Origin of the sequence: Thermomonas aquatica, from assembly GCF_006337105.1 — a bacterium.
GTDB classification, from domain to species: domain Bacteria; phylum Pseudomonadota; class Gammaproteobacteria; order Xanthomonadales; family Xanthomonadaceae; genus Thermomonas; species Thermomonas aquatica.
Genome location: NZ_CP040871.1, coordinates 1,981,954 through 1,995,940 on the forward strand (window position 1 = coordinate 1,981,954; position 13,987 = coordinate 1,995,940).

Below are 13,987 nucleotides of genomic sequence, written 5' to 3' on the forward strand. Positions count from 1 at the left end.
GCATTGATAAAACTGCTTTGTCAAATACCAGACGCTGGCGGATGGTTCGTTTCCCCACGGTGTTGTTCTGGAGTTGGCGATGTCGGCAGTGCTGCAAGAGGGCCCGAAGCCGGGCGAGCAAGGCGGAATCGAGGTCACCCGTGTCCTGCCGGGGCAGGAATCGCTGCTGACCCCGGCCGCGCTGGCCTTTCTGGCCGGCCTGCACCGCCGCTTCGAGGGCGAGCGTCGCGCCCGCCTGGCCGCCCGCGCAGTCCGCCAGGCCCAGTTCGATGCCGGCGCGCTGCCGGACTTCCGCGCCGACACCGCCGCCATCCGCAACGGCGACTGGCGGGTCGCGCCGATCCCGGCCGCCCTGCAGGACCGCCGCGTGGAGATCACCGGCCCGGTCGACCCGAAGATGGTGATCAACGCGCTGAACTCCGGCGCCAACTGCTACATGGCCGATTTCGAGGACAGCACCGCGCCGACCTGGGCCAACCTGCTGGAAGGCCAGCGCGCGCTGCGCAAGGCCGTGGCCGGGACGCTGGACTGGATGGCGCCGGACGGGTCGAAGCACTACACCCTGAAGCCGGACGCCGAGCAGGCGGTGCTGCTGGTGCGCCCGCGCGGCTGGCACCTGGAGGAGAAGCATGTGCTGGTCGATGGCGAGCGCATGTCCGCCTCGCTGTTCGACCTCGGCCTGTTCTGTTTCCACAACGCCAAGGCGCTGGCGGCCAAGGACCGCGGCCCGTACTTCTACCTGCCCAAGCTGCAGGCGATGGAAGAGGCGGCGCTGTGGGATGCGGTGCTGTCGCAGGTCGAGCGCGAGCTGGGCCTGGCCCAGGGCCAGCTCAAGGCCACCGTGCTGATCGAGACCCTGCCGGCCGCGTTCGAGATGGACGAGATCCTGCACGCGCTGAAGGAGCGCATCGTCGGCCTCAACTGCGGGCGCTGGGACTACATCTTTTCCTACATCAAGACCTTCCGCCGCCACCGCGACCGCGTGCTGCCGGAGCGCGCGCAGGTCGGCATGACCCAGCCGTTCCTGAAGGCCTATTCGGAATTGCTGATCAAGACCTGCCACCGCCGCGGCGCGCATGCGATGGGCGGGATGGCCGCGCAGATCCCGATCTCGGGCGATGCCGAGGCCAACGAGGCTGCGCTCGCCCGCGTGCGCGCCGACAAGCTGCGCGAAGTCACCGCCGGCCACGACGGCACCTGGGTCGCGCATCCGGCGCTGATCCCGCTGGCCCGCGAACTCTTCGATGCGCACATGCCGGAAGCCAACCAGCGCCATGTGCTGCGCGAAGACGTGAGCGTGTCGCGCAATGATCTGATCAAGCCTTCGCTGGGCACCATCACCCGCGCCGGTTTCGAGGGCAACGTCGAGGTCTGCGTGCGTTACCTCGCGGCCTGGCTGGACGGCAACGGCTGCGTGCCGATCCACTGGCTGATGGAAGACGCGGCCACCGCCGAGATCGCCCGCACCCAGCTGTGGCAGTGGCTGCACTTCGCCGACGACGGCCGCGAACCCCTGCACCTCGATGACGGCACCCCGGTCGATTACGCCCTGCTGGAGCGCGCGCTGATCGGCCTGCCCAGCAAGTTCAGCGACCGCCTGCGCATGCCCGGCGCCAGCCGCATCAACGAGGCGATCGGGATGCTCGACCGCCTCACCCACGCCGACACGCTGGCCGATTTCCTCACCCTGCCGGCCTACGAACGCATCGATTGAGCGCGGCATCGAGCCGATTGCTTCCCGTTTCCACCGCACCGCCAACCCCACGAGAGAGCCCCATGAAGAACCACCTGCCGAGCGCCGAACAACTGAAGCTGGACTGGGCCAACAATCCGCGTTGGGCCGGAATCACCCGCCCGTATTCCGCGGAAGACGTGGTGCGCCTGCGCGGCACCGTGCACATCGAGCACTCCATCGCCCGCCTCGGCGCGGAGAAGCTGTGGAAGTCGCTGCACAGCGAGCCGTTCGTCAACGCGCTGGGCGCGATGACCGGCAACCAGGCCATGCAGCAGGTCAAGGCCGGCCTGAAGGCCATCTACCTGTCCGGCTGGCAGGTCGCCGCCGACGCCAACCTGGCCGGCGAGATGTATCCCGACCAGTCGCTGTACCCGGCCAACTCGGTGCCGCAGGTGGTCAAGCGCATCAACAACACCCTGCTGCGCGCCGACCAGGTGCAGCAAGCAGAGCGCAACGAACACAACCTGCACGAGAACACCATCGATTTCCTGCAGCCGATCGTGGCCGATGCCGAAGCCGGTTTCGGCGGCGTGCTCAACGCCTATGAACTGATGAAGGCGATGATCGAGGCCGGCGCCGCCGGCGTGCACTTCGAGGATCAGCTGGCCTCGGTGAAGAAGTGCGGCCACATGGGCGGCAAGGTGCTGGTGCCCACCCGCGAGGCGATCGAGAAGCTGACCGCCGCGCGCCTGGCCGCCGACGTGATGGGCGTGCCCACGCTGATCGTCGCCCGCACCGACGCCGAAGCCGCCGACCTGCTGACCTCCGACGTCGATGCCAACGACCGGCCGTTCGCCACCGGCGAGCGCACCGTCGAGGGCTTCTACAAGACCCGCAACGGCCTGGACCAGGCGATCAGCCGCGGCCTGGCCTATGCGCCCTACGCCGACCTGGTGTGGTGCGAGACCGGCAAGCCGGACCTGGAGTTCGCCCGCAAGTTCGCCGAGGCGATCCACGCCAAGTTCCCGGGCAAGCTGCTGGCCTACAACTGCTCGCCGAGCTTCAACTGGAAGAAGAACCTGGACGACGCCACCATCGCCAAGTTCCAGAAGGAGATCGCCAGCTACGGCTACAAGTTCCAGTTCATCACCCTGGCCGGTTTCCATGCGCTGAACTACGGCATGTTCGACCTGGCCCACGGCTATGCGCGCCGGCAGATGAGCGCCTTCGTCGAGCTGCAGGAGAAGGAGTTCGCCGCCGCCGAACGCGGCTTCACCGCGGTCAAGCACCAGCGCGAGGTCGGCACCGGCTACTTCGATGCGATCACCCAGACCATCCAGGGCGGGCAGAGCTCGACGGTGGCGCTGAAGGGTTCCACCGAGGAAGAGCAGTTCCACGGCGAACGCGCCGCAGCGTAAGGTTTTCACACCCGACGCAGGCCGGTTCCAGCGCCGGCCTGCGTTGACCTCCGTGGATCGGAGCCGATGCTATCCTGCGGATCTAATCGTCTCGGGGGGCGCGGGGTGGGAGAGGGCGTGGCCGCAATCGCACAGGACGTCGCCGGCACCCGCGATCCGGGCGATCCGCATTCGCCCGCCCTGACCGACGCCGAATACGCGCTGTTCGCGCAGGTCGCGCGGACCCGGCGGGTCGAAGCCGGCCAGTACCTGTTCCGTCGCGGCGACCTCGGCACCGCGATGTTCGTGATCGCCAGCGGCGCGGTCGACCTCGACTTCGGCGACGACCTGGTCGGCAAGCGCCTTGCCGCGCGCGAATTCCTGGGCGAACTCGGCCTGCTGATCGGCGACCATGCCCGCAGCGCCGATGCCACCGTGGCCGAATCCGGCGTGTTGCTGGAACTGGGCCGCGTGGAATTCGATGCGTTGGCTGCGCGCGACCCGCAACTGCTCACCCAGTTCCTGCGTCGCGCGATCATGCGCGTGGTGTTCAACGAACAGGCGCTGATCGCCCGCCTGCGCCGCCGCAACCAGGAATTGCAGTCCACCCTGGACACCTTGCGCGCCACCGCGCACCGGCTCAACCAGACCGAGGCGCTGACCCGCACCGACGAGCTCACCGGCCTGGCCAACCGCCGCGGCTTCGGCACCCACATCGAACAGCGCCGCCGCAACAGCACGCTGGCCGGGCTGAGCCTGATCCTGATCGACTGCGACCGCTTCAAGCACGTCAACGACACCCATGGCCACCTGGCCGGGGATCGCGTGCTGCAGAGCGTGGCCAACCTGCTGCGCGCCGTCGCCGGTCCGGAAGACATCGCCTGCCGGCTCGGCGGCGACGAATTCTGCCTGCTGGTGCATGGCGATCGCCGCGAAGACCTGGAACGCATGGCCGATTACATCCTGGCCAGCGCGCGCGCCCTGATGCGCATGCACAGCAACCCGCCGCAGATGACCACGCTCAGCCTGGGCGCATGCAGCCTGGGCCCGGGCCAGAACTGGGAACACTGGTACACCCAGGCGGACACCGCCCTGTACCGCGCCAAGCGGCTGGGCGGCGATCGCGTGGAGTGGCAGGACTGAGCCCGGGTCGATGAGCGCGATCACCGACATCCCGCAGGTCCGCACCCTGCTGCTCACCGACCTGGTCGACTCCACCGCCCTGGTCGAGCGCCTGGGCGACACCGTGGCGGCGACGCTGTTCCGCGCCCACGACCGCATCGTGCTGGAGCTGCAGCAACGCTGGCGCGGTCGCCTGATCGACCGCAGCGACGGCCTGTTGCTGATCTTCGAGCGCCCGATCGACGGCCTCGGCTTCGCCCTCGACTACGTGCGCGGCCTGCGCGACCTCGGACGCGAGCACAAGCAGACCCTGCAGGCGCGCGCCGGCCTGCACGTGGGCGAAGTGCTGGTGTGGGAGAACAGCGTCGATGCGGTGCGCCTGGGCGCCAAGTCGCTGGAAGTGGAGGGCCTGGCCAAGCCATTGGCCGGCCGCCTGATGGCGCTGGCGCGGCCCGGGCAGATCCTGCTGTCCGCCACCGCCGAGCCGCTGGCGCACCGCGCCGCCCGCGAACTGGGCGAACGCGGCGAGTTGCTGGTGTGGAAAAGCTACGGCCGCTGGCGTTTCAAGGGCGTGCCGGAAGCGCAGGAAATCTTCGAGGTCGGCGAACCGGGCCTGGCACCGCTGCGCATGCCCTCGCACACGCCCAAGGCCTGGCGCGACCTGCCGCTGTGGCGGCGGCCGGTGGCGTTGGCGGCGGAGACATTGCTGCTGGCCGGCCTTGCGCTCAGCGGCTGGTTCCTGACCCGGCCGCAACCGGCGATCGCCTTCACCGAGCGCGATTGGGTGGTGGTCGGCGACCTGCGCAACCTCACCGGCGACCCGCGCCTGGACGATTCGCTGGAGCAGGCCTTCCGGATCAGCCTGGAGCAGTCGCGCTACGTCAACGTGCTCAGCGACCTCAAGGTGCGCGAGACGCTGCAGCGCATGCAGAAGAAGGCCGACGCGCAGGTCGACCGTGCGGCGGGCTCGGAGATCGCCCTGCGCGATGGCGCGCGCGCGTTGCTGCTGCCCACCGTGGCCGAAGTAGGGGGCCGCCTGCGGGTCAGCGCGGAAGTCATCGACCCGCGCACCCAGACCACGGTATACGCGGTGACCGCGGACGGCAAGGGCATCGAATCCGCGCTGGGCTCGATCGACGACGTCACCGACCAGCTGCGCGAGAAGCTGGGCGAGGCGATGCAGAACGTGCAGAAGACCTCGGTGCCGCTGCCGAACGTGGCCACGCCGAGCCTGGATGCGCTGAAGGCGTTCGCGGTGGCGCGCAACATGGCCAGCACCACAGGCGACCGCGAACAGACGTTGGGCCTCTATCGCCGTGCGCTGCAACTGGATCCGCAGTTCGCGCTGGCGCATGCGGACATAGCGCGTTTCTACGCCTCAAATGGCGAAGTGGCTCGCTCGCTCGAGGAGTGGCGCAAGGCACTCGCGATCCCGCAGCGGCTGTCGCCGCAGGAGAAGCTCGGGATCGAATTGATGGTGATGCAGCACGACGGGCCCGATCAGTATTTCCGCAAGGCGGACCAGTACCTAGCGCTGTATCCCGACGATTACCGCACCATCGGCCGGCTAGCGACGAACACATGGCACCAGCGGAATGACTTCCGTGCCGCGGAAGCATTGGTGCGCCGCACGCTGGTGCCGCAATACGAGCGTGTCGCCCTCTCCCACGACACGGTGGGCACCTACCTGCTTGCGCAGGAGAAATACGATGCGGCGCTGATCGAGTACCGCAAGGCCAGGGACCTTGGGCTCTCGGCCTATGCGGAGTACTACGCGCGTGCTTTCGATGTGCGCGGCCAGCATGCCGAGGCGGACAAGGTGTACATGGCCAGCACCAGCGGCCGCGATGGTTGGAAGGGCGAGGCCGCGGTCGTCACCTGGCTCGACCGGGGCCAGCCGGCGGATGCCGCAAAGGCCGCACAGGCTTGGGCGTCGAAGGCGGATGCGGACGGCGATGCACTGGAATCGTTGCGTGCCCGTGCCGCGATTGCGAGCTTGGCCGTGCTGTCAGGCGAGGGCGATGCGTCGGCGGCAGTGCGCGACCTTCTTGCGGCGCTCGATGCGAAGGGCGCAGAAGCAGAGGCAATCTATCCGCCGGTCGCGGTCGAGTTGCGCTTGTACGCCGGCCTGCTGGCGGGGTCTCGCGACGATCGTGCTGGCGTGGACGCCGCCCTGCGTCGCACGCAGGACAGCGCGGTGGTCCGCGACTACCCGACGGTCGGGCAACTGCAGCAGGTGGTGCTGGCGGAGCAGGAGCGCCTCGCTGGCAAGCCGCAGGCCGCCATTGCCCGACTGTCGCCGCTGGCGAAGCGGGATACCGCCCTGGTGGCCGTGCATTGGGCGCTGATGCGCGCTGCGCAAGCCTCCGGCGACAAGCTCGCGGCCAAGGCGCAGGCCGAGTGGCTGGCCACCCATCGCGGCCGCGTGTTCGTCGAGGCGACGACGGCGGAAGTCCTGCGCTTCTTCAACATCGCGGTGTCCGGCGAAGCCATCAGGAACCGCGCGCGCACCGGCGGCTGAGCCGTCAAAACACGAACGCCCCGGCGATGCGCTGCCGGGGCGTTTGCCTGTGATGCCTGTGCTTGGGGTTAGAACCCTTCTTGCGCCGACAGTGCGCAGTCGTAGCCTTGGATCCCCACCATCAAGGCTTCGATCTTGCTTCGTTGCGCCTTGATCTGGGCCGGCGAAGCCAGCGTGGTGCCGGGCTTCAATGCGACGCAGGGCGCGGCGTCCGCATGGCCGAGCAGGCGCAAGGCATCCGCTGGCGCCTTCGCGAACAGGCTGCGGAAAGTCTCGTCGCTTTCCAGCTTGTCCAGCAGCAGCTTGGCGATACGCGGCGGCAATCCAGCCGGTGCTTCCTGATCCTGTGCCATGGTGTTCCCCCTGTTGATTGGAACGCGGACAATACCACCGTATCGGGACATTGCGGTGGTGCGACACATGTTGATCAGGCGCTGCGCCGTGGTGTGGCTGGAGCCACGCGAGATAGCGAACTTCCAGTTCGATGACCTGCTTGCGGGCGGAACCGGCATCGTCAGCCGGCTGGCGTGGTTCGCGCACGCACCGTACCTGTCGATGGCAGTGGAGGTCGATGCCGAGCACGTGCCGCTGCTGGGCGCGCTAGGACCGGTGGATTGGGTCGAGCGGGACATGCTGGATGCGCGCATCGGGCCCGATGCGGTGGACGGATTGCTCGAAGCGGGATTGCTGTTGGCGAAGCCGACCGGTGACGACGCGCCTGCCGACGAGGGCTTCCGCGCGATCGGCTGGCATGCGCCGGCCGCCGTGGCGCACATGGCCGCGCGCTGGGAAGGCATCGACGGTCCGCAAGGCATGGCCGAACAGGACGTGGATACGAACGAAGGATTGCTGCGCAATCACGGCGCGCCGCCGCCGCATGTGATCCCATCGCTGCAGCCCGATGCGGAGATCGGCTTGCCGCGCATCGAACGCGACGCGTTCGACGCCTTGCTCGACACCCGCGCGACCTGCCGCAACTTCGATACCGATGCGGTTGTTCCGCTGGCGACGTTTTCGCAACTGATGGCGCGCGTGTTCGGCGCGCGCGGCATCGGCCGCCCAGCGCCCGGCTTCGACGTGTACAAGCGCACCAGCCCGTCGGGCGGCTCGCTGCACCCGACCGACTGCTACCTGATCGTGCAGCGGGTGGAGGGCATCGCGCCAGGCCTGTACCGCTACCGCATCGATACACATGCGCTGGAACCGGTGACGCCACGCATCGAGGCACCGCAATCCGGCGATGTCGGTACGCGCGCGCTGGACGGCGCGCCTGCACGCGCATGGCGCAAGGAGGAGCTGCGCGCCTTCGCCAGAATCGCCGTAGCCGGGCAGGACTTCTTCGCCGATGCGCCGGTGTTGTGCGTGCTGGCGCCGCGCTTCCATCGCAATTTCTGGAAGTACCGCAACCATGCCAAGGCCTACCGCGTCTGCGTGCTCGACGTCGGCCACCTTTCGCAAACGCTGCAGCTGTGCGCGACGCAGGCCGGGCTTGGGCCGTTCGTGACCGGCGCGATCAACGAGGTCGACCTCGAGCGCGCGTTCGGCATGACCCCATATACGCAGAGTCCGTTGGCCGTCTGCGGCTTCGGCCAGCGCGCGGCGACGTTGGTGAAATCCGAATTCGATCCCAATCGACTGGTCTGGCCGCGCGACTGAGCGTGCGGCCAGGCCAGTCGACTCAGTTCCTGACCGCCGCCGTGTGCGTCTTCAACGCCTCGACCAGCCCGGGCACGCTGTCTGCGCCCGCGGGCGCGCCACGCTGGAGCCGGCAAAGCCGTGGCTTTTATCCGGGAACAGCGCATCGCACGGAATGAGTTCGACGTCGGCGATGCAGGCCGGTGCCGTTGCGGGTGCTCGGGCGTTCGCCGTGGCGTTGCCGGCGCCGCGGTCGCGGGGCGGCATGCATGCAGGCGGCGATGGAAGCGGCGATGGGCGTGCGGCGCAGCGCCATGGCGTCTCTCCATGGCGCCTCGACCGGAAAACGGGGAAACACGGAAGGACGGACAATCCCCGATCAGGCGGCGGCACGTTCGCGCCCGCGCTCCAGCCGCCGATAGCCGATCGCCTCGGTGAGGTGCGGGGTCTCGATGCTTTCGCAGCCGGCCAGGTCGGCGATGGTGCGCGCGACCCGCAGGATGCGGTGCAGCGAGCGCGCCGACAGCTGCAGGCTCTCGACGGCGCGTTCCAGCAGGGCGAAGTCGCGTCCGGCCAGCCTGCAGTGCGCATCGGTCTGGGCCTGGTCGAGGCGCGCGTTGGTGGTGCCGCAGCGCGCCTCCTGCAACCGGCGTGCGCGCAGCACGCGTGCGCGCACGACCGCGCTGGATTCGCCCGGGGCGGCGTCGTGGCGCAAGGCCGTCGCCGGGAGGCGCGGCACTTCCACGTGCAGGTCGATCCGTTCCAGCAGCGGTCCGGAGATGCGCGCGCGGTAACGGCGGATCGCCTCGTCGTTGCACAGGCAGCGGCCGGACGGATCGCCGGCCCAGCCGCAGGGGCAGGGATTCATCGCCGCGATCAACTGGAAGCGCGCCGGGAATTCGCATTGCCGCGCCGCGCGCGAGACGGTCACGCTGCCGGACTCCAGCGGCTCGCGCAGCACTTCCAGCGCATGCCGGCTCCACTCCGGGAGTTCGTCGAGGAACAGCACGCCATGGTGCGCCAGCGAGATCTCGCCGGGGCGCGGATCGGCGCCGCCGCCGACCAGGGCGACCGCGCTGGCGGTGTGGTGCGGGGCGCGGAACGGGCGTTGCCGCCAGTGCGCGAGATCCAGGCCGCGCCCGCTGGCGGAGGCGATGCTGGCCGCTTCCAGTGCCTCGGCTTGCGAGGGTTCCGGCAGGATCCCGCACAGCCGCGAGGCCAGCAGGGTCTTGCCGCTGCCGGGCGAGCCGGCGAACAGCAGGTGGTGCGATCCGGCCGCCGCGATCTCCAGTGCGCGCCGGGCCTGGACCTGCCCGCGCACGTCGGCGAGGTCCGCTTGCCGGGTTTCATGGCAGGGCAGCGCCTGCGCGAGCGGCAGTTCCTTGCGTGCGTCCAGCGCCGCGCAGACTTCCAGCAGGGTGCGCGCGGTGCGCACCTCCACGTTGCAAGCGAGCGCCGCCTCATGGCCGTTGGCGGGCGCCACCAGCAGCTTGCGCCCGGCCTGGCCCACCGCGATCGCGGCAGCGAGCACGCCGTCCACCGCGCGGATCTCGCCGGTGAGCGCGAGCTCGCCGAGGAATTCCCAGGCTTCCAGCCCGTCGGCCGACAGCTGCCCGCTGGCGGCGAGGATGCCCAGTGCGATGGCGAGGTCGTAACGGCCGCCGTCCTTCGGCAAATCGGCCGGCGCGAGGTTCACGGTGATGCGCCGCGCCGGGAATTCGAATTGCGCGCACTGGATCGCCGCGCGCACGCGATCCTTGGCTTCGCGCACCGCCGCTTCCGGGAGCCCGACGATGTTCATCGACGGCAATCCGCCGGCCAGGTGGACTTCGACGCGGACGTCGGGCGCGCGCACGCCGACCCGCGCACGGCTGTGCACGATCGCAAGACCCATGGCGGCGGCCGTCAGTGCTGCGGCGTGTCGCGGGCAGGCGTGGCCGGCGCGTCGCCGGCGAGCGCGGCGACATCGCGTTCCAGCGCTTCCAGTTTCTCGCGGGTGCGCGCCAGCACCGCGCGCTGCACCTCGAATTCCTCGCGGGTCACCAGGTCGAGCTTGCCGAGGCCGGCCTGCAGCACCGACTTGAAGTTCTGCTGCAGTTCCTCGCGCGTCTCCTCGGAGAGATGCCCGCGCAGGCCGGGCGGTACCAGGCCGCTGAGGCGGCGGGCGAGTTCGTCGAGTTGGGCGAGGTCGATGATCATGGCGTGTGGACTCATGGCGTGCTCCTGCGGGCTTGGTCGACGCCAGCATGCGCATCGCGCTGGGCGGTCGCCGTCGGTGCAGGCGGCGCCGCGCGGTGGGAAAACCCCGCATCGGCGCGGGCAGTATGCACGCCGGCGATGGAGGCGGGCTATGCTCGCGCCATCGAAACCGGAGTTGCGTCCATGAAAATGGTCATGGCGATCATCAAGCCGTTCAAGCTCGACGACGTGCGCGAGGCCTTGGCCGAGGCCGGCGTGGCCGGGATCACCGCCACCGAGGTCAAGGGCTTCGGCCGCCAGAAGGGCCATACCGAGTTGTACCGCGGCGCCGAATACGTGGTCGATTTCCTGCCCAAGATCAAGCTGGAAGTGGCGGTCACCGACGACCAGGTCGACGTGGTCAGCGAGGCGATCATCAAGGCCGCGGGCACCGGCAAGATCGGCGACGGCAAGATCTTCGTCTGGGATCTGGAGCGGGTGGAGCGGATCCGCACCGGCGAGCTGGACGGCGACGCGCTCTAGGCCGGCTAGCTCTCGACCCGATCGCGCCCTTGCTGCTTGGCGCGATACAGCGCGGCATCGGCGCGGTCGATCAATGCGTCGCAGCTGTCGCCGGACTTGCGCGCCTGCGCGGCGCCGATGCTGACGCTGACGGCGAGCGTCGGGTCGATGTCGTCGAAGCGCAGGCCGTGCGCGGCCTCGCGCAGGCGTCCCGCCACCAGCAACGCCTGTTCGAGGGTGGTGTCCGGGCAGACCACCACGAATTCCTCGCCGCCGATCCGCCCCAGGGGGTCGCGTCCGCGCAGTTGCGCCTGCCAGACCGCGGCGGTGGCGCGCAGCACCTTGTCGCCGGCGGCATGGCCATAGCGGTCGTTGATCGACTTGAAGTGGTCGAGGTCGAGCATCAACAGCGACAACGGCGTGCCGTTGCGGGCGGACGCGTCGAGCGCGCGCGCGGCCTCGCGTTCGATCCCGGGCCGGTTGGCGATGCCGGTGAGCGGGTCGAGCAGGGTCAGGTCGCGCAGGTGGCGCGACTTGCGCCATTGCCGCCATGCCAGCGAGGACAGCAGCGCGACGAACAGCGCCGCGAGGACGATGGCGAGCGATTGCCAGCGCCGCACCGCCTCGAGGGTGGCGACTTCCTGCTGCTTGCTGTCCGCTTCCGCGCGCAGTTGCCGGTTCTCGAAATCGCGGCGGCGGATCTCGTATTCGTATTCGAGCATGCGGCCCTGTTCCAGCCGCATCTTGCCTTGCAGTTTCAGTTGCAGGTCGGCATAGCGCTTGTAGTCGGACAAGGCGCTCGCGGTCCAGCCGAGCGCTTCCTGGCTGGCGGCCTGCGCCTTGTAGAGCATGGCCAGGTAGCGGTCGTTGCCGTTGCGCTCGATCAGCGGCAGCGCCTGCCGATACCGCTCCATCGCCGCGGTGTGCTGCCCCTGCCGTGCCAGCGCCTGGCCGGTCAGCATCAGCAGCATGTCGTCGTTCGAGGTGTCCCGGTCGGCGGCGAAACCCGCGCGCGCCTGCGCCAGCATCGCCAGCGCGCCGTCCGGATCGCCCAGGGCGATCTGCGCCTCCGCAAGGCCGAGCATCGCGGCGTTGCGGTTGTAGGCGTCGCCATGTTGGCGCGCCACGCGCTCCGCTTCGCGGAAGGTCGCGAACGCCTTGTCCTGCGAACCGGATTCGCCCTGCAGGAAGCCCAGCTGGATCAGGTAGGTCGCCACGCCTTCCCAGTCGTTCCTGTCCTGCATGCGCTGCAACGCGGCGCGGATCAGGCGCTCGGCCTGCTCGCTGTCGCCCATGCGCCGGTAGGCGACCGCCATGCTCAGCATCAGCGGCTCGACTTCGCGATCGATCCCGGCCTGCCGGTAGGCGGCGCGCGCGCGCTGGAAATCCAGCATCGCCTTGGCCTGTTCGCCCAGCAGCGAGAGCAGGTCGCCGCGCATCTCCAGCGCTTCGGCGAGCAGCTGCGGTTCCTGTCCTTCCTGCAGCAACGCGATCGCCTTCTCCACTTCGGGCAGGCCGCGCTGGGTGCCGCTGGTCAGCTGGATGTAGTTGGTGCGGCAGAGGATCGCCCGCGCCTCCGACGCCGGGTCGCGGGCGTCGCGGGCCAGCTTCAACGCCGTGTCCGAATACTCCAGGCCGCGTTCGATGTCCTTCCACTTGCTGCTGCCGCAGTAGACCGAGCGGAAGCGCACGTCGCGCGCCGGATCGTCCGCAGGCAGCAGCGCGCGCAAGCGTTCGAGGTCGGCGTCGTAGGCGTCGCTGCTGCTGTCCAGCGATTCCGGGCCGGTCACCTTGCGCAAGGTCGCGTCGAAGGCGGCGGCGCGGGTGCTGGTCGGCTCATCCGTGCCCGGATGCGGCGCCGCGAAGGCGCAGGCCAGCGCTGGCCATGCCAGCAGCATGGCCAACAGGCTTGCCTTCGATGAATGCGGTTGCGTGCGCACGTCCGTCCCGGTGCCGGATCAACCCGACACCCTATCCCCGCAACAGTACGCCTGCCGTGCGCGGTTTCTCAGTTCCCGCGGCAGGAAACGTTCTCAGCCCGCCAGCGCCGCCGCAACGAACGGCGGCAGCGCCTGCACGCCCTTGTGCAGGTCGGCGCTGTAGTAGGCGGTGGCGAAGCCCTTGCCGCGGACATCGGCCTCGCGGAAGCCGAAATCGGCGTTCGCGGCCTTCTTCGCCATCGTGCAGCTCCACCAGCCGGTCGGGTAGCAGGGCTGCGGGAACGGCAGGGTCTGGAAGCTGGCGAAGCCGGCCTTGCCCATCTCCGCGCGCATTTCCTTGATCAGGTCCAGCAGCACCAGCGGCGATTCGCTCTGCTGCACCAGGATGCCGTCGTCCTTCAGCGCGCGGTGGCAGTCCGCGAAGAACGCCTTGTTGAACAGGCCTTCGGCCGGGCCGACAGGATCGGTGGAATCGACGATCACGATGTCCACGCTGCCCGGTTCGCAGTTCGCCATGTAGGCCAGGCCGTCGTCGAACAGCAGCTCGGCGCGCGGGTCGTGGTTGGATTCGCACAGTTCGGGGAAATACTTCTCCGCCATGCGGGTGACCTGCTCGTCGATGTCGCACTGGGTGGCTTTCACGACGCCCGGGTGGCGCAACACTTCGCGCAGGGTGCCGCAGTCGCCGCCGCCGATGATCACCACGCGCTTCGGGTCGGCGTGGGTGAACAGCGCCGGGTGCGACATCATCTCGTGGTAGAGGAAGTTGTCGCGGGTGGTCAGCATCATCGCGCCGTCGATCAGCATGACGTTGCCCCAGTCGGTCGATTCGTAGATCTCGATGTGCTGGAACGGCGACTGCACCTCGTCCAGCTTGCGGGTCACGCGGAAGCCGATCGACGAACCGGCCTTGTCGAAGTTCTCGTGCAACCAGGTGGTCTCGGTCATCGCGGCGGTTCCGTGCAAGCGTGGTGGGGCGCGGATTGTAGCGGAGCGG

General features: G+C 69.1%; 11 protein-coding genes. 6 read left to right on the top strand and 5 right to left on the bottom strand.

Translation table 11 applies throughout. From position 1 onward, the window contains the following. Window positions 1-79: 79 nt before the first annotated feature. The 4 genes from aceB (at window position 80) to FHQ07_RS09410 (ending at window position 6,715) form a co-directional block, all read left to right on the top strand. Window positions 80-1,714, top strand: coding sequence for a malate synthase A (aceB, locus tag FHQ07_RS09395; protein WP_139716557.1), 1,635 nt, complete (start codon window positions 80-82; stop codon window positions 1,712-1,714). A gap of 62 nt (window positions 1,715-1,776) precedes the next feature. Next, on the top strand, window positions 1,777-3,093 hold the full coding sequence (gene aceA / locus FHQ07_RS09400) for an isocitrate lyase (protein WP_139716558.1): 1,317 nt from the start codon (window positions 1,777-1,779) through the stop codon (window positions 3,091-3,093). A gap of 117 nt (window positions 3,094-3,210) precedes the next feature. After that, the gene (locus tag FHQ07_RS09405; RefSeq protein ID WP_240703459.1) at window positions 3,211-4,215 is read left to right on the top strand and encodes a GGDEF domain-containing protein; all 1,005 of its coding nucleotides are present in this window, start codon (window positions 3,211-3,213) and stop codon (window positions 4,213-4,215) included. A 10-nt stretch (window positions 4,216-4,225) separates the two neighbouring features. Beyond that, a complete protein-coding gene (locus FHQ07_RS09410) occupies window positions 4,226-6,715 on the top strand; it encodes a putative peptide modification system cyclase (RefSeq protein ID WP_139716560.1) in 2,490 nt (829 codons plus the stop codon). Between the two features lie 68 nt (window positions 6,716-6,783). On the opposite strand, the gene FHQ07_RS09415 is transcribed toward FHQ07_RS09410, so the two are convergent. Then, entirely contained in the window at window positions 6,784-7,137 is a 354-nt protein-coding gene (locus FHQ07_RS09415; protein WP_168191532.1) for an NHLP-related RiPP peptide, read from the bottom strand. On the opposite strand from FHQ07_RS09415, the gene FHQ07_RS09420 reads away from it, so the two are divergent. After that, the gene (locus FHQ07_RS09420) at window positions 7,136-8,371 is read left to right on the top strand and encodes a putative peptide maturation dehydrogenase (protein WP_139716562.1); all 1,236 of its coding nucleotides are present in this window, start codon (window positions 7,136-7,138) and stop codon (window positions 8,369-8,371) included. The two genes, FHQ07_RS09415 and FHQ07_RS09420, sit on opposite strands and share 2 nt — an antisense overlap. Window positions 8,372-8,729: 358 nt before the next feature. On the opposite strand, the gene FHQ07_RS09425 is transcribed toward FHQ07_RS09420, so the two are convergent. Together FHQ07_RS09425 and ubiK are read right to left on the bottom strand one after the other, a co-directional pair. Then, window positions 8,730-10,244, bottom strand: a complete 1,515-nt coding sequence (locus tag FHQ07_RS09425; protein ID WP_139716563.1) for a YifB family Mg chelatase-like AAA ATPase — start codon at window positions 10,242-10,244, stop codon at window positions 8,730-8,732. 11 nt (window positions 10,245-10,255) lie between these two features. Next, window positions 10,256-10,546, bottom strand: a complete 291-nt coding sequence (gene ubiK / locus FHQ07_RS09430) for a ubiquinone biosynthesis accessory factor UbiK (protein WP_139718003.1) — start codon at window positions 10,544-10,546, stop codon at window positions 10,256-10,258. A gap of 186 nt (window positions 10,547-10,732) precedes the next feature. On the opposite strand from ubiK, the gene FHQ07_RS09435 reads away from it, so the two are divergent. Continuing rightward, window positions 10,733-11,071, top strand: a complete 339-nt coding sequence (locus FHQ07_RS09435) for a P-II family nitrogen regulator (protein WP_139716564.1) — start codon at window positions 10,733-10,735, stop codon at window positions 11,069-11,071. Window positions 11,072-11,076: 5 nt separating this feature from the next. Here the strand turns inward: FHQ07_RS09435 and FHQ07_RS09440 are convergent, their stop codons facing one another. Next, complete coding sequence (locus FHQ07_RS09440; RefSeq protein WP_240703601.1) at window positions 11,077-12,948, bottom strand: tetratricopeptide repeat-containing diguanylate cyclase; 1,872 nt, start codon at window positions 12,946-12,948, stop codon at window positions 11,077-11,079. Between the two features lie 135 nt (window positions 12,949-13,083). After that, complete coding sequence (speE, locus tag FHQ07_RS09445; protein WP_139716566.1) at window positions 13,084-13,938, bottom strand: polyamine aminopropyltransferase; 855 nt, start codon at window positions 13,936-13,938, stop codon at window positions 13,084-13,086. Between the last annotated feature and the right edge of the window lie 49 nt (window positions 13,939-13,987).